19 protein-coding genes and 1 riboswitch are annotated in these 22,064 nt (G+C 30.1%); of the genes, 18 read left to right on the top strand and 1 reads right to left on the bottom strand.

Translation table 11 applies throughout. The features are described 5' to 3' along the window. Nucleotides 1-85 precede the first annotated feature (85 nt). The 11 genes from AB3K27_RS20075 (at nt 86) to AB3K27_RS20025 (ending at nt 10,851) form a co-directional block, all read left to right on the top strand. Entirely contained in the window at nt 86-1,063 is a 978-nt protein-coding gene (locus tag AB3K27_RS20075; protein ID WP_368489064.1) for a GntR family transcriptional regulator, read from the top strand. 68 nt (nt 1,064-1,131) lie between these two features. Further along, the gene (locus tag AB3K27_RS20070) at nt 1,132-2,421 is read left to right on the top strand and encodes a methylaspartate mutase subunit E (RefSeq protein WP_368489063.1); all 1,290 of its coding nucleotides are present in this window, start codon (nt 1,132-1,134) and stop codon (nt 2,419-2,421) included. Between the two features lie 41 nt (nt 2,422-2,462). Beyond that, nucleotides 2,463-3,305, top strand: coding sequence for a fumarate hydratase (locus tag AB3K27_RS20065; protein WP_368489062.1), 843 nt, complete (start codon nt 2,463-2,465; stop codon nt 3,303-3,305). Between the two features lie 76 nt (nt 3,306-3,381). Beyond that, nucleotides 3,382-3,948: a Fe-S-containing hydro-lyase gene (locus AB3K27_RS20060; protein ID WP_368489061.1), complete on the top strand. Its 567-nt coding sequence runs from the start codon at nt 3,382-3,384 to the stop codon at nt 3,946-3,948. A 213-nt stretch (nt 3,949-4,161) separates the two neighbouring features. Beyond that, complete coding sequence (gene citX / locus AB3K27_RS20055; RefSeq protein WP_368489060.1) at nt 4,162-4,857, top strand: citrate lyase holo-[acyl-carrier protein] synthase; 696 nt, start codon at nt 4,162-4,164, stop codon at nt 4,855-4,857. A 93-nt stretch (nt 4,858-4,950) separates the two neighbouring features. After that, the gene (locus tag AB3K27_RS20050) at nt 4,951-5,664 is read left to right on the top strand and encodes a tetratricopeptide repeat protein (protein ID WP_368489059.1); all 714 of its coding nucleotides are present in this window, start codon (nt 4,951-4,953) and stop codon (nt 5,662-5,664) included. Between the two features lie 128 nt (nt 5,665-5,792). Next, a complete protein-coding gene (gene ptsP, locus AB3K27_RS20045) occupies nt 5,793-7,409 on the top strand; it encodes a phosphoenolpyruvate--protein phosphotransferase (RefSeq protein WP_368489058.1) in 1,617 nt (538 codons plus the stop codon). Between the two features lie 101 nt (nt 7,410-7,510). Then, a complete protein-coding gene (locus AB3K27_RS20040; RefSeq protein ID WP_368489057.1) occupies nt 7,511-8,287 on the top strand; it encodes a DUF4652 domain-containing protein in 777 nt (258 codons plus the stop codon). Continuing rightward, nucleotides 8,280-9,515, top strand: coding sequence for a tetratricopeptide repeat protein (locus tag AB3K27_RS20035; protein WP_368489056.1), 1,236 nt, complete (start codon nt 8,280-8,282; stop codon nt 9,513-9,515). Before AB3K27_RS20040 ends, AB3K27_RS20035 begins: the two co-directional genes overlap by 8 nt. An 86-nt stretch (nt 9,516-9,601) precedes the next feature. Next, a complete protein-coding gene (gene trxA, locus AB3K27_RS20030) occupies nt 9,602-9,919 on the top strand; it encodes a thioredoxin (RefSeq protein ID WP_368489055.1) in 318 nt (105 codons plus the stop codon). 74 nt (nt 9,920-9,993) lie between these two features. Next, nucleotides 9,994-10,851 carry an NAD(P)/FAD-dependent oxidoreductase gene (locus tag AB3K27_RS20025; RefSeq protein WP_368489054.1) on the top strand — a complete coding sequence of 286 codons (858 nt, stop codon included), beginning with the start codon at nt 9,994-9,996 and terminating at the stop codon, nt 10,849-10,851. Between the two features lie 52 nt (nt 10,852-10,903). Here the strand turns inward: AB3K27_RS20025 and AB3K27_RS20020 are convergent, their stop codons facing one another. Then, entirely contained in the window at nt 10,904-11,428 is a 525-nt protein-coding gene (locus AB3K27_RS20020) for a cell wall hydrolase (RefSeq protein ID WP_368489053.1), read from the bottom strand. A gap of 2 nt (nt 11,429-11,430) precedes the next feature. After that, nucleotides 11,431-11,564, bottom strand: a riboswitch (cyclic di-AMP (ydaO/yuaA leader). A 136-nt stretch (nt 11,565-11,700) separates the two neighbouring features. Here AB3K27_RS20020 and cdaA point away from each other — a divergent pair. From cdaA to AB3K27_RS19985, 7 genes are all read left to right on the top strand, one after another. Next, nucleotides 11,701-12,552, top strand: a complete 852-nt coding sequence (cdaA, locus tag AB3K27_RS20015; RefSeq protein ID WP_368489052.1) for a diadenylate cyclase CdaA — start codon at nt 11,701-11,703, stop codon at nt 12,550-12,552. Next, complete coding sequence (locus tag AB3K27_RS20010; RefSeq protein ID WP_368489051.1) at nt 12,519-13,772, top strand: YbbR-like domain-containing protein; 1,254 nt, start codon at nt 12,519-12,521, stop codon at nt 13,770-13,772. The genes cdaA and AB3K27_RS20010 overlap by 34 nt, the downstream gene beginning before the upstream one ends. After that, nucleotides 13,753-15,354, top strand: coding sequence for an NAD(P)/FAD-dependent oxidoreductase (locus AB3K27_RS20005; RefSeq protein WP_368489050.1), 1,602 nt, complete (start codon nt 13,753-13,755; stop codon nt 15,352-15,354). Before AB3K27_RS20010 ends, AB3K27_RS20005 begins: the two co-directional genes overlap by 20 nt. Nucleotides 15,355-16,130: 776 nt before the next feature. Further along, the gene (gene glmM / locus AB3K27_RS20000) at nt 16,131-17,480 is read left to right on the top strand and encodes a phosphoglucosamine mutase (protein ID WP_368489049.1); all 1,350 of its coding nucleotides are present in this window, start codon (nt 16,131-16,133) and stop codon (nt 17,478-17,480) included. Between the two features lie 566 nt (nt 17,481-18,046). Further along, nucleotides 18,047-19,873, top strand: coding sequence for a glutamine--fructose-6-phosphate transaminase (isomerizing) (gene glmS, locus AB3K27_RS19995; RefSeq protein WP_368489048.1), 1,827 nt, complete (start codon nt 18,047-18,049; stop codon nt 19,871-19,873). Nucleotides 19,874-20,181: 308 nt separating this feature from the next. Next, nucleotides 20,182-20,832 (top strand): response regulator transcription factor, encoded by a 651-nt coding sequence (locus AB3K27_RS19990; protein ID WP_368489047.1) that lies wholly within the window; start codon nt 20,182-20,184, stop codon nt 20,830-20,832. Continuing rightward, the gene (locus tag AB3K27_RS19985; RefSeq protein ID WP_368489046.1) at nt 20,829-21,905 is read left to right on the top strand and encodes an ATP-binding protein; all 1,077 of its coding nucleotides are present in this window, start codon (nt 20,829-20,831) and stop codon (nt 21,903-21,905) included. Before AB3K27_RS19990 ends, AB3K27_RS19985 begins: the two co-directional genes overlap by 4 nt. The last annotated feature ends 159 nt before the right edge of the window (nt 21,906-22,064 follow it).

The raw sequence follows: 22,064 nt of genomic DNA, 5'->3' as shown, positions 1-22,064 counted from the left end.
TTGAAAGAATATTGATATTTATCTTGCACTATGCTAACATTTAGGTAAAGAAATTGATTTATATAATAGTTCAGTAAGTTTTGAGGTGAGTAACATAGACATTAAAATAAATAAGGATAGCAGTGTCCCGCTATATTTACAGATTAAAAAACAAATAATAAATTTATTAAAAAGGAATATTTTAAAAGTAGGTGATAAAATGCCTACGGAAAGGGAATTATCTGACAAACTCAAGGTAAGTAGAAATACTATAAGTACAGCTTATAATGAGTTAGAACAGGAAGGTATATTGAGATCCTATCAGGGAAGAGGAACTTTTGTCGAAGGAGAAGTAAATATTTGGAAAATCCAAAATATAAAACAAAAAATAATGAGATTTATAGATCTTGGATTTGAAGAAGCTGTTGGAATAGGAATGGATGCAGAAGAATTTTTAGAAGTTGTCACTCAAAGAGTAAGAGAAAAAAAAGATTTTATGAGTAAGATAACTGCTATATATGTGGAATGTAATATTGAACAAGCTAAAATATTTGGTAAACAACTTATGGAAAATACAGATATGAATATAATTTCTATTACACTTGAGGATATAAATAATGGCGGTAATGAAATTAGCAAAATTATAGAAAAAAGCCAGGTTATAATAACTACATTTAATCACGTCAATGAAGTAGCTATATTAACTAAAAAATTTCAAAAAGAAATAATAGGAGTTTCAATAAGTGTAGATTTAGAAACTATAGTTAAAATTGCAAGATATCCTAAGGAAACTAGATTTGCATTTATTTGTATATCAAATGAATTCATGTTTAAGGCTAGGGGAGCACTTGAAAAAGCCGGACTTCATAATATAAATATGCAGTTTACTAATACTATAAATAAGCAAGAACTTTCAAAGATAATAAATAATTCAGATGTGCTGGTTGTGTCACCAGGGAGATATAAAGATGTTAAGTCATATGATGTAAATCATAAACATATAATGAAATTTTTATATAATATAGATAATAATTCTATAAGAGATTTAAAATCAAAAATAATTGAAATTAAGTATAATAAATGATAATTTAGGGATACTTTTGTATATTAAGCGAAAGGGATAATAAGTTAAAAATATAGAGGGGAATATATATGGAACTAAGAAATAAGAAATGGTCGGAAGAATATTTTTTTAAAGCTAGAAATGAAATATTAAGGTATAATATTAAAGATACTGTAGATTATTTAAAAAAGGTACCAGATTATAGAAACTTCTCGAAAAAACTTATGATAGCAAAAGAGGATTGTATAACTTTAATACAACCAGGAATACCTAATGTACCAGAAGAACAAGTTGGATTATTAAAATATTTACAAGATGAAGGTAAACCAGATTTACTTTTGGTCAATATACGCAATAATGCAGTACAAAATGAAAATAATAGATCTCCAAATTTAAAATATTTTATTGAAGAATGTAAAGAAATATGTGAATCAATCGATTTGCCCCTTCAGGTTACATATAGTACTTTGAACTGTAAACTTTTAACAGAAGTAATTTATTCATGTGGTTTTACTTCTAGTCAAGGAGGGGCAATATCTCATAATATACTTGATGTAAAAAATGTACCTATAGAAAAATCAATTCTAGACTGGCAATATTGCGATAGACTAGTTGGATTTTATGAAGAACAGGGTATATCCATAAATAGGGAGACTTTTGGAATAGTTGATTATAATACTTTGATTCCTCCAAGTATTTCGAATGCCATATCTATAATAGAAGGATTGCTTGCTGCAGAACAAGGTGTTAAGAATATAACTGTGGGGGTAAGACAAGGTGGTAATTTAATTCAGGATGTAGCATCTATAAAAGCTTTAGAAGAACAGATAGGCGAGTACATGAAAGATTATGGGTATAAAGATGTCTACATAACTACAGCATTCCATCAATGTATGCTAGAATCTTCTGAAGATGAAGGGAAAACTTTTGGAATTATATCTGTAGGAACAATTACAGCAATTTTGGCAGGAGCTACAAAAGTTGTAATAAAAACCTCTAAATTAACTAAAGAAGTTAACAGCGCCATAATACGTGCTGCAAAAATGCCTGTAAATATTTTAGGTGGACAAAGACTTGCCGCATCAAAGGAATTAGAAACAGAGATAGTTATAATTAAGGCAGAAGTGAAATGTATATTAGACAAGGTTTTGGAATTGGGTAAGGGAGATCTAGCTATAGGAGTAGTGAGGGCTTTTGAAAATGGAGTTATAGATATTCCCGTTGCTTCTGGTAGATATAATACAGGTGAAATGGTTTCTGCAAGAGATAATACAGGAGCAATAAGGTATATGAAATTTGGTAATATACCTTTTACACAAGAATTAAAAAATTTTAATAGGAAAAAAATGGAGAATAAAAATATCAAAAATAAATTTTAAAATAGTTCAAGCAATATATTAAGGGGGAACAGTGTTAAATTATGAGAGAAATACATGTATCCGATATAGTAAAAAGTGTAAGAGCACTTTGTATAGATGCCAACTATTATCTTCCAAAGGATGTTAAAGAAGAAATTCAAAAGTATGCAGAAGAAGAAAATTGGCCTATGGCAAAAGATATATTGTATAAAATACTTAAGAATGTAGATATATGCAATGATGAAGATGTACCTATGTGCCAGGATACAGGAATGACCTGTGTGTTTATAAAAATTGGACAGGATGTTCATGTAGTAGGTGGAAATATAGAAGATGCTATAAATGAAGGAGTTAGACAAGGATATATAGATGGGTATTTAAGAAAATCCATAGTCAAAGATCCTTTAGATAGAATAAACACTAAAGATAATACCCCAGCGGTAATATATTATGAAATAGTTTCAGGAGATAAATTAAATATAATAGTAGCTCCCAAGGGATTTGGTTCGGAAAATATGAGTCAAATTAAAATGTTAAAACCAGCAGATGGGATAGAGGGAGTTAAGGATTTTATAGTAGATGTAGTGAAAAATGCTGGTGCCAACCCTTGTCCTCCTATGGTAGTTGGGGTAGGTATAGGAGGCACCTTTGATAAGGCTGCCAATCTTGCTAAAAAAGCACTTATGAGACCCTTATATCTAAGAAATAAAAACAAATTTTACAAAAATTTGGAAAAGGAACTTCTGATTAAAATAAATTCTCTTGGAATAGGTCCCCAGGGGTTTGGAGGTAAAACTACAGCTCTTGCGGTAAATATAGAAACTTATCCTACACACATAGCTGGATTGCCTGTGGCAGTAAATATAAATTGTCATGTTACAAGGCATAAAGAAATGGAATTATAATATTATAATTATATGATATAAAATTTACATAGTAATGATAGGAGTTGAAGAATCGTTTAATTGACGATAAGCATAAATGGAAAAGAGTATTATATGTCCTTTAACAGAGGAAAAAGTTAAAAATTTAAAAGTGGGGGATAGTGTATTGATATCTGGAACCATATACACCGCTAGAGATGCTGCTCATAAAAGATTGATAAAATTAATAGAGGAAGGTAAAGAGCTTCCTATAGATATAAAAGATTCTATAATATATTATGCAGGACCTACTCCTGCAAAACCAGGTAATGTCATAGGATCTGTAGGTCCAACTACTAGTTATAGGATGGATTCCTTTACACCTATGTTATTAGATAGAGGTCTAAGGGGAATGATAGGAAAAGGTCTTCGTTCAAAAGAGGTTATAGAATCTATAAAAAAGAATAGAGGAATTTATTTTGCGGCCATAGGAGGTGTGGCAGCAATTATAGGAAAGTGTATAAAAAAAGTAGAAATAGTGGCCTATGAAGATTTGGATTCAGAAGCTATAAGAAAATTGGAAGTAAAAGATCTACCTGTAATTGTAGCAATAGATTCTGAAGGTAATAATTTATATGAGCTAGGACAAAAAAATTACTTAAACCTTAGTATTTATGAAGTTTAAAGCTTCAAAATATTTATCAAGTGAATTGGTATGATTTTTTTATAAGTAACCTAAAAAATACAGTGGAATCTTAAAAAAATTCTGCCTATTTACGACATAAAGCTTGTAGAGATTCACCGAAAAAAGTATAATTATGAGTATACTATTAAGTTTTAAAATATAAAAAAGGAGGTTAAGAGTATATAAGAATTAACAGTTCTTATTAATATAATTATGGGTATTGATTTAACTGTAAATGATTTTAATGCTAAAGGCGGCGTAAATGAAGGAAAAAATGATGATAATACAAATAAAAATGAAGTTGCTAATGATATAGAGGGAGAACTTATTAAATCTATATATGTAAATTGTATTTCAGAAAATTATAATGGAATAGATGCAATTATAGATAAAAAATATACCAGGGAAGATATTATTAAAGATAAAAAAGAAAGAGAATGTAGGAGAAAATGGCTTATAAAAGACTATTTGTCGCCTCTACTCTCTATGAAAGTCAATTATCCAGGAATCTGTAAGAATAATTATGTAAGCTTTAGAATAATGAAGATATTCTGCAGTTTGGTAATTGATGAATTTAAAGATAGAATAATGTATAAAGATTTACAAGTAACAAGTGAAGGACCTATACTAACTTTAGTTATTAATGGTGATGTCTGTAATATAAAAAGAAAAGTTATTGAAATAGAAGAAAACCATGTCTTAGGGAAATATATTGATATAGAAGTATATAATAGTGACGGAACTAAAATTAATAGAAAAAGTCTTGGATTTAAACCGAAGAAATGTTATATGTGTGATGAGGAACTTTTAGATTGTATAAATGATAAAAGACATGATGTAAATGAAATGAAACAATGCATAAAAAATGAACTTGAAAAGTACTTAAAGAATAATGAACTTAAAAATTAAATCAGTTGAAAATTTAATTTTTAATAAATAATTTAGTCTTTTGGGGAAATTTTTTTGAGGGACTGAATTAAAGCTATTTAGGAGGAAATTTAAATGGCTTTTAATAGGAAAAAAAGTATAAATTCAAAGCTATTTGGTAAAATTACTTTGAAAACTAAAATTTTGATATTTTGTATTTTGTGTATTGTAGCAGGAACTCTAATAACAAAAATTTATTATGATAATAGATATAAAAATAGCAATGAAAATTTACAAAAAATTACCACTGAGGATTCAGTTATAAAAAAAGCAGATGCCAGCGAAGCTGAAAGTGAAAATAACAGAAAATTGGAACAAAATTATAAAGAAGCAGAAGAGTCTTTTAGCAATAAACAGTATTCAAATACTATAGCTAAAGCAAACGAAATAATTCGTGAAGATAATACATTTTATAAGGCTTATAATATAAAAGGTATAGCATTATGCTATAGCGGCAATTATGAAGAGGGAATGGACAATATAGATAAATCTCTTCAGTTAAATCCTAACTTTGGATATGCAAGATTTAATAAAGCTCTTGCTTATGAACTTTATGGAAAATATGAAGAAGCCCTTAGTTGGTATGATAAGGCTTTGGAAGTAGAAAATTATATATGGAGTTATTATGGTAAAGCAAGCATATATGGAAGGCGAGGAGATGTTTCAAATACAGTGAAATTTTTAAGGATAGCTGTAGATATGTCACCAGATATTAAAGAAATAGCTAGGGAAGAAGAGGATTTTAATCCTGTAAAAGACTCACAGGAATTTCAGGATTTAGTAAAATAGCATATCTGTTTTTTGTAACTTGTGTTAATCTATAATTAATAATAAAAGTTATATTAATAATTAAATCTATATATTTTAAATCCTAGATAAAATTTTATTTAAATAACATAATCTCAGGAGGAAAATAAATGAAGAGAGGTATACCAGCTTCTAAAGGTTATGCAATAGGTAGGATAGTTATAAAAGAAGAAAGTGGATTAAAGATTCAAAATGCATATGTGTCAGATGTATCAGAAGAAAAAACAAGATTTGAACGAGCACTAAGTTTATCTAAAGAGCAGCTTGAAAAAATAAAAACAAGAACTAAACATCAGTTAGGAAAGGGTAAAGCAGAAGTATTTGAAAGTCACATTATGCTTTTGGAGGATATAGAATTTGCAGGAGCAATAGAATTAAAAATAGAAAATGAACATATAAATGCAGAAAAAGCCGTTTATGATGTAGTAAATTTGTATATGGAAACTTTCAAGCTTATGAAAGATGAATATATAAGAGAGAGATCAATGGATATAAAAGATGTAGGCGACAGAATACTTTCCAATCTCACAGGAAATATAACATCCTTAGGAAATTTGAGCAGCAATACAGTGGTTGCAGCTCATGATCTAACACCATCAGACACAGTTCAGTTGGATAAAAATAAAGTAATAGCTTTTATTACAGACCTTGGTGGAAAGACTTCTCACAGTGTTATTATGGCGAAGGCTTTCCAAATACCTGCAGTAGTAGGTATGAAAGATATAACAAGTTCCGTTAAAAATGGAGATTTGGTTATTGTAGATGGGATAGAAGGTGTAGTTATAATAAATCCTAGCAAAGACTTAGTGGCAAAGTATAAAATTAAAATGAAAAAGTATCGCAAAGAAAAAGAAAAACTTAAGAGTATAATAAATTTAAAGACAGTTACAAAGTCAGGAAAGCAAATAAAACTTTTAGGAAATATAGAAAGATGTGAGGATGTAGAGCAGGTCATAAAAAATGGAGGAGAGGGTATAGGACTTTTTAGAACTGAATTTTTATATATGGATAGAGATACTATGCCAGAGGAAGATGAACAATTTGAAGCATATAAGTATGTGCTTGAAAAGATGAAAAGTAAACCTGTAGTTATAAGAACTTTGGATATAGGTGGAGACAAAAAATTATCATATTTTCCTATGGAAGAAGAGTGTAATCCTTTTTTGGGATACAGATCTATTAGAGTGTGTCTTGATAGAAAAGATATATTTAAAGTTCAACTTAGAGCTCTTTTAAGGGCATCGGTTTTTGGAGATTTAAAAATAATGTTTCCTATGATAAGTTCTGTAGAAGAATTTTTACAAGCTAAGGCAGTACTAAAAGAATGTATGGAAGAACTTACTTTAGAAAAAAAAGAATTTAATAAGGATCTACAAACTGGAATAATGGTAGAAGTACCTGCTGCGGCCATAAATGCAGATGAAATGGCCAAATATGCAGATTTTTTTAGTATTGGAACTAATGATTTAATACAATATACTCTAGCTGTAGACAGGGTGAATGAAAAAGTGGCATATCTTTATGATCCAATGCATCCAGCAGTATTATCTCTCGTAAAAACTACTATAGAAGCTGCACATAAAAATAAAAAATTATGCGGTATGTGTGGAGAAATGGCATCAGATGAGAATGCCATTAAGTATTTAGTAGAATATGGATTAGATGAGTTTTCCATGAGTCCTCAATCTATATTAAAAATAAAACAACTTATTAAAAGTTATTGTTAAGAGTAGAACTAGCATAGTTCTTAGTAGGAAAATATTATGATATAATTTAGTTAAGATATATTATAGTAACAATACCAAATTATATAAAAGGGGGATTGCACATGAAATTTAAAAAAGTAAATTTTCTAATATGTTTATTTTTAATGATTTTGACTTTAGCATTTACAGCTTGTTCTTCTGATAAGAATACTTCTTCTACTAAGGTAAATACTAATACTTCTTCTGATAATAATGATAAAAAGACAAATTCAAATACTGCAGCTGTTGACACTAAGGATAAAGATAATGAACAAACAACAGAAAACGATAATTTTTCCTCCAATAGTACTAAAAATACAGGTGGAATAAATTTTATAAAAAAACAATTAGATAGTAATACAGATATAACTTTTAATACTGAGTGGAAAGATTCAGAAGATGGAAATTACAGTGCTTGTATAGAAGGAAAAGGTAGTGAAGCTTCAGAGGAAGGCGTAGGAAAAATAATAATAAAAAATGGCCAAAATCTTTACAGTTATGAAATAGAGAATAATACTCAAATATCACCTAAATATATAGAATGGGCTGATGGAAAAAATCTACTGGTAATTATAGCATCTTCTCATGGAACACTGGCAAAAGGTGGAGATCTGTACATGCTTAATGTAAATACAGGAGAAGTTTCACTTTTAATAAAGGATTCAAGTAAAAAACAGCAGATAATGTCTGTACAAAAAGATGGAAATAATATAAATTTAAAAGTGAATATTTATGATGATGATGCATATAATGAATCTCATGTAGAAGATTGGGTTATTAATTCCTTTAATACAAGCTTAAGTGGCAAAATAGAAGTTAAAAATTCTGATGGGAAAGTAGTATATAAGATAAATGAATAAATCTCAGAAGATATATAGTAGAGCTTTAAATAAATATAATAATGGATATATAGACTCTGCCATAAAGTTATGTGAGGAGAGTATATCTATAGATATAAAGAATAAATCATCCATTAATCTTAAAGGACTTCTGTTGTATTTAAAAGGTGATTTAGATAAAGCACAAAAGCTCTGGAAAATGAATTATCAGGTTAATGAAGATGAAGTTGCCCAAAAGTATCTTGAGAGTTCAAAGAAAGATAATGAGAAAATTCAATTTTATAAAGAAGCTCTAATACTAATTGAGAAATTTAAAATAGATGAAGCTTTAGTATTATTAGAAAAATGTGCTGAAAGTGATTTTAATTATATTAATGTAAATAACTACAGTGCATTGTGTTATATGAAGAAGGGTCAATATGCTAGGGCTTTGGAAAAGATAAATAATGTACTTAAACTGGATGTTAAAAATGTTGAGGCTAAAGAGAACATAAAACTGCTTAAAAACATAAATATAATAGGCAAAAAAAATAATATTAAAAAAATATGTTGTATTTCTTTTATTGGAATTTTAATAGCATGTGGTATATTTCTAATTGTGAATAATGGCAATAAAGCATTTGTAAGTGTTGCAAAATTTTTTGATACAGAAAATATGAAAACACAAAATGTAAATTCTGAAGGTAATAATAAAAAAGTTCAAAATGTGGATGAAAGAACTGATAAAAATATAAAAAAAATTTTTCCACTTGAAGGTATGAAAAGGTATATAGAAAATAAAGATTATGATTCTATGTATGTACAAGTTATGAATTGGAGAAATGAGAAACTGAATTCTAATGAGGAAAATTTGTTATCTAAAGCATATGAACTTTTAACTACAGAAGGATGTGTTTATTTTTATAATTTAGGGTGTAACTATTTGAAAAATAAAGATTATAATAATGCAGGGATCTATTTAAAAAAAGCCTATGAATTTGGAACAGGAAATGAATTATATCCTCATATAATTTATATGCTTGGGACTTCTTTTGATTTATTAGGGGATTCAAAAGGCTCTATAAAATATTATGAGGAATATGATCATAGTTTTTCTGATGGAAGTTATGAAGAAACAGTGTTGTATAGGCTTGCTATCATATATAAAGATTCAAATATAACACAATCTAAAAATTATGCTGAAAAGTTAATAAACAATTATCCTCAATCTATTTATAATAATTCACAAATAAATAATTTAATAAATTAAAGACTAAAAAAAGTTGACGTGACAAATAATATAATATAAAATATAATTAAAAGACATACCCCTATGGGGTATAAGGAGGGTGAAAAATGGTAGAGGAAATAAAAGATATAAATTTTTCAGAATCTGTTAAGGAATCGTCAACTCCGGTAGTAGTGGATTTTTGGGCTTCATGGTGTGGTCCTTGCAAAATGCTTTCACCTGTTATGGAAGAAGTTGCTAGTGAGTTGGAAGGAAAAGCTAAGTTTTTTAAGATAAATGTGGATGAAAATCCTGTTACAACAGCACAATTTAAAATTGGAAGTATTCCAACTGTAATGGTATTTAAAGATGGAAGTGTAGTAGAACAGTTTATTGGCTTTAGACCTAAAGATACGATAAAAGATGTTTTAGAAAAACACATATAGATTAAGTATTTTATAGGGTATAACTTTAGCTATTTTATAATTGTAAATAAAAATGTATTAGGGGGTGAGGTTGATTGGAACATAGGTATGATATCGCCATAGTAGGTAGTGGTCCTGCCGGGATTTCTGCAGCCATTAATGCTAAGATAAGAAATAAAAATATTATTATTTTTGGCAATGAAGAACTTAGTGATAAATTGGTTAAAGCTCCTAAGATCAGCAATTATATTGGATTGCCAGATATAACAGGATTGGAATTAAAAAGTAAATTTCAAAATCATTTAGATGTTATGGGAATAAATATAACATTTGAAAAAATAAATTCCATATATGCTATGGGACAATATTTTGCTCTTGCAGTTAATGAAAAGATATATGAAGCAAATGCAGTTGTACTAGCTACAGGAATAGAATATACAAAACCTTTAAAAGGAGAAGAAGAATTTCTCGGCAGAGGAGTAGGCTATTGTGCAACCTGTGATGCACCTCTTTATAAGGATAAAACTGTTACTGTTATTGGGTACAATAAAGAAGCAGAAAGAGAAGCTAACTATGTAAGTGAACTTGCCCAGAAAGTATATTATATACCTATATATAGAGAAAGTCCTAGTTTAAAAGACAATATAGAAGTAATACGGGATAAAGTTTTAGAAATATATGGGACAGATAAAGTAGAAAGAGTTATTTTAAAATATAAATCAATAAGTACAGACGGAGTTTTTGTATTGAAAAGCAGTATTGCACCGGATCAGCTCATGCCAGGACTTATTTTGGAAACAGGGCATATAAAAGTAGATGTAAATATGAAGACAAATATAGAGGGTTGTTTTGCAGCAGGAGATTGTACAGGAAAACCATATCAGTATATGAAAGCTGTAGGTCAGGGACAGATAGCTGCACTTAATGTTGTTTCATATCTGGATAGCAAATAATTTATAATTAAAATTAAACCTCTCCATCTTTAAAAGATGGAGAGGTTTAATTTTAGTCGACTATAAAAAATACATGATTTCCTATAGATTTAACATTTTTTTTATTAATATTTTTCATCCATTGAGATGTAGCTATCTTTGGATTATAAAAGAAAGTAGATTTACCTGTAGGATCCACTCCCTTTAATGCCTGTGCTACTGCGGTGTAGCTATTTCGGTTTGGAGTTACGTTTATATCTCCATTTTTTACACAAGAAAAAGCTCCTTTTTGTTTTATAACACCCTGTATTGTTTTTGGAAATTCAGGATATTGCACTCTATTTAATATTACAGATGCTACAGCTACCTGACCTTCAAAGGGTTCAGAATTACTTTCAGCGTAAACTACTTTAGCCATTAATTCCACGTCATCTTGAGTTATGTATATCTTTTGATTGGAGTAATTAAATACCTGCACAACTTCATCTTGTTGATTAAATAACATAGAATTATCATTGTTAGATTCTTCTGCATTCACTTTTACAGAGAGTGTTAACAGTAATAACGAAAAAATTATAAAACAAAAAAATTTTTTCAAAATTATATCCTCCTTGTTACCGACGGGGTTAGCTGACGGGTTCGGAAAAGGCATAACCTACGTAATAAATATACGATTCACCCCAAATATTACTGGTTTCCCCGTGTTTTTTGTAAAACTTAGGCTAATGATATTGTACCCACTTGGTAAAATAAAATACTAAAAAATATACTTTATTAAAAATTTATTAAAATAAATATGATAAAGATATAAACAATATTAAATGGTATATAATTAATATAGATGTCAGTAACAACAGGATGGTGAAATTAGTGGAACTATTGCAACTAACGGTTAATTCAATAAAAAATATAAGTATAACTTCTATTATGGATATACTTGTAGTAGCATATATACTCTATAAAGCATATATGCTTATAAAGGAGACTAGGGCAGAACAACTTTTAAAAGGAATTATGCTTATAATATTTCTCATACCTATAAGTAGTTTTTTCAATTTAGTAATGCTTAATTGGATACTTACAAAAACTTTAACTATAGGAGTTTTGTCTATTGTAATTATATTTCAGCCAGAAATTCGCAGGGCACTTGAGCATTTAGGGAGAACAGCTTTTAATGATAAGCATATATTGGCAGATGAGGAGATAATGGAAAAAGTTATAACAGAAATTGTAACTTCTGTAGAAAATTTGTCACAAAGTAAAACTGGAGCTATTATTGTAATAGAGCAGGTTACAGGTCTTGGAGATGTGATAAATACAGGAACAAAACTAGATGCAATAGTATCTTCTGCACTTTTAGAGAATATATTTGTGGTAAATACTCCCTTACATGATGGGGCAACTATAATAAGAAATGACAGGATAGTGTCATCGGGATGTTTCCTGCCACTTACAAATAACAATCAATTAAATAAAAAATTGGGTACAAGACATAGAGCAGCAATTGGAATATCGGAAAATTCTGATGCTTTGGTTATAGTAGTATCAGAAGAGACTGGCATAATTTCTTTTGTTGCTAATGGAAAGCTTATGAGAAATTATACAAAAGACAGATTAAAGAAAGTTCTTACTGCTATAATGAGAAAAAGATTTCAAAGCAAAGCTACATGGAGAGAGAGGGTGATTGAGTGGAAGAAAAAATTAAAGAAAATCAAATTTTAATAAAAATATGTTGTATTGTTGCAGCATTTATTTTATGGCTATACATATTTAATGTAGAAAATCCTACAATAGAAAGAAAAATTGTAGTGCCTGTAACTATAGTCAATAAAAATATACTTACTCAATCAAAACTTGTACAAGTTGGAGAAAAAGAATTTAGGGTATCTCTTCTTATAAAAGGAAGTGCCTCTGATTTATATTCCATTAAAGCTACTGATTTTGAATTACAGTCAGATTTAAATTCTTATGCCATGAAAAAAGGAGAGAATACTGTACCTGTATCAGTAAAAAAGAGTCCTGATAATATAACTATAATCAATAATGAGAATTTATGGATAAAATTGCAATTAGATAAATTAAAACAAAAAACTTTTTCTATAAAAGTATTACTACAGGGAAAAGTTAAAGAAGGATATTATCCTTTGGAGCCTATATTAAAAACACAACAGGCAGAAATTAGCGGGGCAGAAAATGTAATAAACAAAGTAAAAACGGTTGTAGGAAATTGTGATTTAAAATCTACATCGTCAGATATAAATACTTCACTAACATTACAGGCACAAGATACATCAGGCAATGTATTAAAGGATATAGTTATTAAGCCATCTTCCGTTAAGATTACTATACCTGTGGTTAAAATTAAAACTGTTCCAGTAAATATTAAATTACAGGACAATGTTTCAGATGTTAGTAAATTGATAACTGCAGAACCGGAAAAGGTGGATATAGCAGGAGAGGAAAGGATTATTAAAGATATAAATGGAATAGATACGGAATCTATCGATTTAAGTAAAATTCAAAGTGAAGAAAACATTCAGGCAAAGTTGATAGTGCCACAAGGTGTAAAACTGGTTACTGGTACTGGAGTGGTGAAATTAAAAATAAATTCAAGTGAATTAAATAATTCTAATAAAACCTCTCAGAAGGAAATGAATCTAAATATACAGATTAAAAATTTAAATGATGCTTATACAGCCCAATTAAGTTCTAATAGTGTATCTGTAGTAGTTTCTGGATCTGAAAGTATTATAAATAATTTAAGTGAAAATAGTGTATCCTGTTATGTAGATGCCAGTTCTGCAACTGAAGGGGAACAAACTGTAAGTGTAGTAGTATCTCTTCCAGAGGGAGTATCTCTAGTATCTCAGGATGTACAAAATATTAATTTACAAGTTAGTAAAAAAACATTGGAGGAACAAAATGCCAATAATAATCAATAATTTAAATATAAGTTTGGATGAGGATTATGATGAACTAAAAATAAAAGTTGCTAAAAAGCTGAAGATAAGTAATAAATATATTAAAAACTTTAAAATACTTAAAGAATCCATAGATGCCAGGAAAAAAAATAATATAAAACTTAACTATTCTGTAAAAGTAATTTGTGAGAATGAAAAGAAAATAGTATCAAAGTTAAAGAATAAAGATATAAAAATAGAAGAGAAAAATTTAACAGAAAAATTGATTTGCGGCACAAAAAAAATGGAAACTAGACCTATAATTGTAGGAATAGGACCGGCAGGTATGTTTGCAGGTCTTTTACTGGCGGAAAATGGATATAAACCTTTGATAATAGAAAGGGGAGAAAAAATTGAAGAAAGGACGTTAACTGTAAATAAGTTTTGGAATACCAGAAAATTAGATGCTGAATCCAATGTACAGTTTGGAGAGGGAGGGGCAGGTACTTTTTCTGATGGAAAACTCACTACCAGGATAAAGGATAAGAAATGTCAATTTATTCTAGATACCTTTGTGAAATATGGAGCTCCAGAGGAAATAATATATAGTGGCAAGCCACATATAGGAACAGATAATTTGAAAATAGTAGTTAAAAATATAAGAAATAGGATATTGGAATTGGGAGGAGAAATACTATTTAAAAGTAAATTAGAAGATTTAATTATAGCACATAAAAAGTTAAAAGCTGTAGTGGTAAATGGCAGTCAAATTTCCTGTGACAATTTAATATTAGCTATAGGACATAGTTCAAGAGATACATATGAAATGATCTATAAAAGAGATGTATTTATGGAACCTAAAGCATTTGCCATAGGGGTCAGAGTAGAGCATTCTCAGCATATGATAGATGTAAATCAATATGGAAAATTTGCAGGGCATCCAAAATTAAAGGCTGCAGATTATAGATTAGTATACAAAAGTAAAGAAGGACGAGGAGTCTACAGTTTTTGTATGTGTCCTGGAGGAGAAGTGGTAGCTGCGGCTTCAGAGGAGGGCAGGCTTGTAACTAATGGTATGAGTTATTATAATAGGGCATCAAATAATGCAAACTCTGCTGTAGTTGTAACTGTGGGAGAAAAAGATTTTTCAGGAGATTCTCCACTTAGAGGTATAGAATTTCAAAGATACTATGAAAATTTAGCTTATAATACTGGAGGAGGAAATTACATCGCTCCGGTACAGTTAATTAAAGATTTTTTAGAGGATAAAGTATCTCATAAACTAGAAGATGTAAAACCCACTTATAAGCCGGGATATGAATTTAGGGATTTAAATCTATGTCTTCCTGAAAAGGTAGCTTTATCGTTAAAAGAAGGATTTATGGATTTTGAAAGAAAAATAAAAGGATTTTCCCAAGGGGATGGAGTTATGATAGGAATTGAAACTAGAACATCTGCACCGGTTAAAATAGTCAGAAATGCTAATTTGGAGAGTATTTCAGTAAAAGGATTATATCCTTGTGGTGAAGGGGCAGGATTTGCAGGAGGCATAGTATCTGCTGCAGTGGATGGTTTAAAAGTGGCTGAAAATATAATAAAAGCTTATAGTAATCTTGATATATAATAGCCTTTTTACAAGAATGGTATACAGTCAAATATATAATAAATATAAATTTTCAATTTCAAAATTAAAAAAATTGTTTTAATAATGTTATTTTGTATTCCATTTATTTATAAAACATGATATACTAAAGAAAATAGATTGTTTACATATTAACAATATGAATAATTGATAATACCAATATAAGTATAATGTATTAAGAATTATAAAATATATATTACAAGTAAATGTAATTTAACTTAAATTATGGGAAAGATTTTTATAATTTAAGGTTATATATAGGTTGTATTTTTAAGCTGTGATATGTCGATTTAAAATAGATTGTTTATATATTAACAATTTGTATAATTTAATTTTAATTCTATAACTGTAAAGAATTTGTGAATTTTGAACAGATTTTTTAATTAATATGCTATCTATATAATAAAAATTTTAATAAATAAGTCTTGCATAAGAATCCCATCAAATTGTTCTATTTTACCCTGTGATAATAATAGGACAGTCTGATGGGATTTTTATCCGAACGCTAACAGTGCTAATACTCCCATCTTCTTCAAAGTGGGAGGTAAGCACAGATAACGCTCCTGGATAAGTTTTTCTAAGGTTCAGATGGAGAGGAGTAGTTCTCTATAGCAAACTCCACCTGAACTCAAGAATCACTTGATATTGTTATAAATCGATAGATTCAAATTACATTGTAGAAATATTTCTAATATAATATAATATAATATGGATATTTTAATTAAAGAAAATTAACTTTTAATAAGCGAGGTATTAATATGCATAGAATGTTTGGGACCGATGGGGTAAGAGGAATTGCAAATAAGGAGTTAACTCCAGAATTAGCATATAAATTAGGAAAAGCAGGAGCATATGTACTGACAGGTAAGTGCCATAAGCCTAAAATACTTGTGGGAATGGATACTAGAATATCTGGAGATATGCTTGAAAATGCATTAGTTTCAGGCATCCTTTCTATAGGAGCAGAAGCTATTTGTGTTGGAATAATACCTACTCCGGCGGTAGCATATCTAACTAGAAAGTATAATGCAGATGCAGGAGTTGTTATATCAGCATCTCATAATCCAGTAGAATATAATGGGATAAAGTTTTTTAATGCTAAAGGATATAAGCTATCAGATGAGTTGGAAGATAAAATACAGCATGTTATTGAAAGTGATTTTAAGGATATATCTATTCCTGTAGGCTCAAAAGTAGGAAGAAAAGTTGTAGAAACAGGAGAGGCCAGAAAAGCCTATATAGAATTTGCCAAATCTACTATAGATACAGACTTAAAAGATTTAAAAGTAGTATTAGATTGTGCAAATGGAGCATCTTATGTAACTTCTGTAAAAGCTTTTCAAGAATTAGGAGCAAAAGTAAAGGTTATAAATAATAAGCCTGATGGAATAAATATAAATCATAACTGCGGTTCAACACATCCGGAAAACCTCATGAAAACTGTAGTAGAAGAAGGTTATGATATGGGACTTGCCTTTGATGGAGATGCAGATAGATGTCTGACAGTAGATGAAAAAGGAAATCTTATAAATGGAGATTTTATTATGGCCATAATAGCAAAATATTTAAAAGAGCAGGGAAAGTTATATAAGAATGTAGTGGTATCTACTGTAATGAGTAATATTGGTTTTGATATAGCATTGAAAGAAGAAGGAATAAACGTAGTAAAAACTCAGGTGGGAGATAGATATGTACTGGAAGAAATGAAAAAAGAAGGATATAAATTAGGAGGAGAACAGTCCGGACATATAATTATGCTGGATTACAATACTACAGGAGATGGATTGATCACTGCCCTTCAAATAGCGGGTATAGTTAAAAAAAGTGGTAGAAAATTATCTGATATTGCTTCCATGATGAAAAATTTCCCCCAAACTCTTGTAAATGCTAAGGTTCCTGATCATAAGAAAAAGATATATATGGAAGATGAAGAAATAGTATTGAAGATTAAGGAAATAGAGAAAAGACTGGATGGATGTGGAAGAGTGTTAATAAGACCTTCAGGAACAGAACCTTTGGTTAGAGTTATGTTAGAAGGAGAGGTACAAAGTGAAATAGATAAAATGGCTCATAATTTAGCGGAATTAATTGAAATTAAACTAAATTAATGGTATCAAAATAATAAAATACATTGTCATAAAATTTGACGGTGTGTTTTTTATTTATGTACATTTTATGAATCAGAAAATTTTATAAGGTATGAATTATTAGTTGACAAAAAATAAGTGAAGAGAATATAATAAGTTAACAGCTTTAATACTGTAATATTTTTGAAGGAAGGTGTATATTTTATTATAAAATGTGAATATAAAAAGCGCCAGAACTCAGGTGATTTTTTAAAATAAAATACATATAATTATTTTAAATGTATCATTTACTTTGAGTTGACGAGGATGGGGAGTATCGAATCTTCGGCGGGTGCCCCACGGTATCGCACTACCGTTAACAGCTGATAAAACCAAAAAGTGATTTTTGATACAACATCAGCCTGGTGTTAAAACCTTTAATAAATTAGAGCCTTATAACTGGTTCTAAATAGCATAGTTGCCTGTTTTAAATTTTGATAATAATTAGGTTTTATTTGATTGTGATTTTTGTATTCAATAGTTAATATTGGAGTTTTATTAAAAACTATGCTCAAATTTATTATATTAAATATGAAAGGAAGATTAATATGTGCGGAATAGTTGGCTTTGTTGGAAAAAAGGATGCATCACCTATTTTAATTGAAGGATTAAGTAAACTAGAATATAGAGGATATGACTCTGCAGGTGTTGCTATAATAGATAATGATCATATTAATGTGATGAAGTGTAAGGGAAGGCTTAAAAATCTTCAAAAAAAATTATCAGGACATCCCTTGAAAGGCATAGTTGGAATTGGCCATACCAGATGGGCAACTCATGGTAAACCATCAGATTTGAATGCACATCCCCATAATAGTCAGGATGGAATGATAAGTGTAGTTCATAATGGAATAATAGAGAATTATGCACAACTTAGGGAATGGCTTATTTCTAAAGGATATAAATTTGTATCTGAAACAGATACTGAAGTTATACCACAGTTGGTGGATTATTTTTACAATGGAGACTTAGTTGATGCAGTTATGAAAGCTGTATCTAAATTAAGAGGAAGTTATGCACTGGGAGTTATTTGTTCAAAAGAGCCAGGGAAACTTGTGGCAGTAAGAAAGGACAGCCCTCTTATAGTGGGCCTTGGAGAAGGTGAATACTATATAGCTTCAGATATACCTGCTATATTGAATCATACCAGGGAGATATATCTTTTAAATGAGAATGAATTTGTAGTTATAACCGAAAGTGGTGTGAAACTTTTATCAGAGGATGGAAATGAAGTAAAAAAGGATATATATCATGTTACCTGGAATGCAAATGCCGCCGAAAAGGGTGGATTTGAACATTTTATGATGAAGGAAATTCATGAACAGCCAAAGGCTATTAAAGATACAATGACATCTAGGATTATGATGGATAAGCCTATAACTTTGGATGATATAAAGATAACAAAGGATGAAATTAAAAATATAGATAAAATATATATAGTAGCTTGTGGAACTGCCTATCATGCAGGGATAGTTGGAAAATATGTAATTGAAAAATTAGTTAGAATGCCAGTAGAAGTCGATATTGCCTCTGAATTTAGATATAGAGATCCTATAATAAATGAAAGAACACTTATGATAATTATAAGTCAGTCTGGAGAAACAGCAGATACATTGGCGGCATTAAGAGAATCAAAGGCTCGTGGAGCTAGAGTTATTGCTATAACCAATGTAGTTGGAAGTTCTGTATCCAGAGAAGCAGATGATGTTTTATATACCTGGGCAGGTCCTGAAATAGCAGTTGCCTCTACAAAAGCTTATGTAACCCAGCTTATTGCAATCTATATAATAGCTCTTTTCTTTGCACAGAATAAAAATACTATTAGTAAGGAACAGATGGAAGAGATAAAGAAAGAAATGCTTACACTGCCTATAAAGGCGGAAGAAGTTTTGGGAAATAAAGAAGTAATCCATGAATTTGCAGCAAAAATTTTTAAAAAAGAAGATCTGTTCTTTTTGGGAAGAGGACTTGACTATGCAGTTGCTTTAGAAGGTTCTTTAAAGTTGAAGGAGATATCCTATATCCATTCAGAAGCTTATGCCGGAGGGGAATTAAAACATGGACCTATAGCTCTTATTGAAGATGGAACCGTAGTTATTGCAGGAGCTACTCAGGAGAAACTGATGGAAAAAATGGTAAGCAACATTAGAGAAGTGACTACAAGAGGAGCTAAAGTTTTAGTTCTTACACCAGAGGGAAACAGTGAAATTGAGAAAACAGTAGATTCTGTAATATATCTGCCAAAAGTAATGGATATATTTGCACCGGTGATTTCAGTAATTCCACTGCAACTTTTAGCATATTATATATCCATACAAAAAGGGTGTGATGTGGATAAGCCTAGAAATTTGGCCAAATCCGTTACAGTAGAGTAGATATAAATGGTGGGATATAGATTTAGAACAAAGTCGCATCAAAATTAAATAATAGGTTAATACTAGATTTAAATGTTTAGTATTAAATTGAAGCTGAGTCATAAAAGGCTAGGCATTTTAAGGAAATTGAAATGTTTAGCCTTTTGTTATTTTTTGAAGTGATAAAAAAATAGTAAATAATAATGTACTTTAACATTTCTTTAACATTAGTGTGATATTATTGCACAATATATGATGAAATAGACTTGTAACATTCTTATATTTATGTATAAAAAAGAATGTTTTTATATAGAAAGGTATGAATTTTTATGGTAAATATACTTGTAGTGGAAGATGATGTAAAGCTGAATCAGATTGTATGCACATATTTAAATGATAATGGCTATTATGCAACAGGTTGTTTCAATCCTCGTGAAGCTTATGATTCTATGTATAATAGGTTATATGATTTGATTATTTCAGATATTATGATGCCGGAAATAGATGGGTTTGAGTTTGCCGAGACTGTTAGAAATATCAATCAGACCATACCAATACTGTTTATAACAGCTCGTGATGATATTAAATCAAAACAAAAAGGGTTTCGTGCAGGAATAGATGATTATATGGTAAAACCCATAAATATGGATGAACTTCTTCGACGTGCAAATATTGCCAATGAAAGAAAACTTGTTGTAGGAAGTCTTGTTATGAATGCTGACGAAATAACAGCAGCAGTTAATGGAGAGGAAATTCCTGTTACGGTAAGAGAATTTAATATTCTTTATAAGATGTTATCTTATCCAAAGCATACCTTTGCACGTGCACAGTTGATGGATGAATTTTGGGGAGTGGAAAGCAATACAAGCCTTAGAGCTGTGGATGTATACATAACAAAGCTGCGAGATAAATTTTCCAGGTGCAAGGATTTTAAGATTGTGACTGTTCATGGCCTTGGTTATAAAGCGGTGCTGTCATGAATAAAGAAAAGCATGAAAATAAGGAAAAAGATAACCGGGTTAATACAAAACATATCTCTGCCAGAGGATTTGTGCTGACATACTTTATATTATCAGTTCTGGCTGCTGGTCAAGCTATGATATATAGTGCTTATGTATATATGGAAGCGGTACCAATAGAATATATTTTTGGTATGATGGGATATTGGGCAATAGTTACTCTGATATTTTGTTTGATAACTGCAAGACAGCGTTATATTGCCTATGACAAGCCTATGCGAATACTCAGCAAAGCTGCAAAGGAAGTGGCAGAGGGAGATTATTCTGTCTGGATTCCACCACTTAGAAAAGATGGCAAAAAGGATTATGTTGAAGTAATGTTTGATGACTTTAACAAAATGGTAGAAGAACTTGGAAGCACGGAAATTTTAAAAAGCGATTTTATTGCAAATGTCTCTCATGAGATAAAAACACCTCTTTCTGTCATTCAAAGTTACGCCATGGCACTGCAGAAAGAAGATTTAACTCCTGAAAGGAGAAAAGAATATACAGATACCATCATAACGGCATCCAAAAAGCTTACTACACTGGTAACGAATATTCTGAAACTTAATAAATTGGAAAATCAGGAAATCCATGCGTCAGCAGAGCCTTATGATTTATGCAGACAGCTTTGTGAATGTGCGTTGTCTTTTGAAGAGCTGTGGGAAGAAAAGAATATTACGTTTGAGGCAGATATTGAAGATCGTGCAATCATCTATGCGGATGAAAGCATGTTAGAAATTGTATGGAACAATTTGCTTTCAAATGCACTCAAATTTACAGAGTACGGAGGAACTGTTAAGATGATACAGACTTCAGATTTTGATACGACAACGGTAACTGTTGAGGACAGTGGTTGTGGTATGAATAAAGAGATAATGAATCACATTTTTGATAGATTTTATCAGGGTGATACTTCCCGTTCACAGGAAGGAAATGGCCTTGGACTCGCGCTTTCCAAGAAAGCCATTGAACTAGTAAGTGGCAGCATATCGGTAAAAAGTACGCCAGGTGTTGGTACCACCTTTATTGTGCAATTAAAAGTGGCATGATTCAAATTAATATTTTGTAAATATTTCTCTGACAACTTAAAAACATTTTTCCAGCATAATAAGAACATTAAATGGATCATAGAAAAATATTTACCTGTGAATCCTGATAAAAAATTTTAATTTTAATGCCGCGAGGAAGGGTGTGGCAGATTGAAGGAT

The sequence above is a fragment of the Clostridium sp. BJN0013 genome (assembly GCF_040939125.1).
GTDB lineage: Bacteria > Bacillota > Clostridia > Clostridiales > Clostridiaceae > Clostridium_B.
The sequence above is the reverse complement of the archived record's forward strand: the minus strand, read 5'-3'. Positions and strand labels throughout refer to the sequence as shown.

Bases quoted from the DNA above. Each gene is read 5' to 3' on its own strand.
- AB3K27_RS19990 (WP_368489047.1), top strand. From the start codon at position 20,182: ATGGTAAATATACTTGTAGTGGAAGATGATGTAAAGCTGAATCAGATT.
- ptsP (WP_368489058.1), top strand. From the start codon at position 5,793: ATGAAGAGAGGTATACCAGCTTCTAAAGGTTATGCAATAGGTAGGATA.
- citX (WP_368489060.1), top strand. From the start codon at position 4,162: ATGGGTATTGATTTAACTGTAAATGATTTTAATGCTAAAGGCGGCGTA.
- AB3K27_RS20005 (WP_368489050.1), top strand. From the start codon at position 13,753: ATGCCAATAATAATCAATAATTTAAATATAAGTTTGGATGAGGATTAT.
- AB3K27_RS20050 (WP_368489059.1), top strand. From the start codon at position 4,951: ATGGCTTTTAATAGGAAAAAAAGTATAAATTCAAAGCTATTTGGTAAA.
- glmM (WP_368489049.1), top strand. From the start codon at position 16,131: ATGCATAGAATGTTTGGGACCGATGGGGTAAGAGGAATTGCAAATAAG.
- AB3K27_RS20065 (WP_368489062.1), top strand. From the start codon at position 2,463: ATGAGAGAAATACATGTATCCGATATAGTAAAAAGTGTAAGAGCACTT.
- AB3K27_RS20070 (WP_368489063.1), top strand. From the start codon at position 1,132: ATGGAACTAAGAAATAAGAAATGGTCGGAAGAATATTTTTTTAAAGCT.
- AB3K27_RS20035 (WP_368489056.1), top strand. From the start codon at position 8,280: ATGAATAAATCTCAGAAGATATATAGTAGAGCTTTAAATAAATATAAT.
- AB3K27_RS20040 (WP_368489057.1), top strand. From the start codon at position 7,511: ATGAAATTTAAAAAAGTAAATTTTCTAATATGTTTATTTTTAATGATT.
- AB3K27_RS20060 (WP_368489061.1), top strand. From the start codon at position 3,382: ATGGAAAAGAGTATTATATGTCCTTTAACAGAGGAAAAAGTTAAAAAT.
- AB3K27_RS19985 (WP_368489046.1), top strand. From the start codon at position 20,829: ATGAATAAAGAAAAGCATGAAAATAAGGAAAAAGATAACCGGGTTAAT.
- glmS (WP_368489048.1), top strand. From the start codon at position 18,047: ATGTGCGGAATAGTTGGCTTTGTTGGAAAAAAGGATGCATCACCTATT.
- trxA (WP_368489055.1), top strand. From the start codon at position 9,602: ATGGTAGAGGAAATAAAAGATATAAATTTTTCAGAATCTGTTAAGGAA.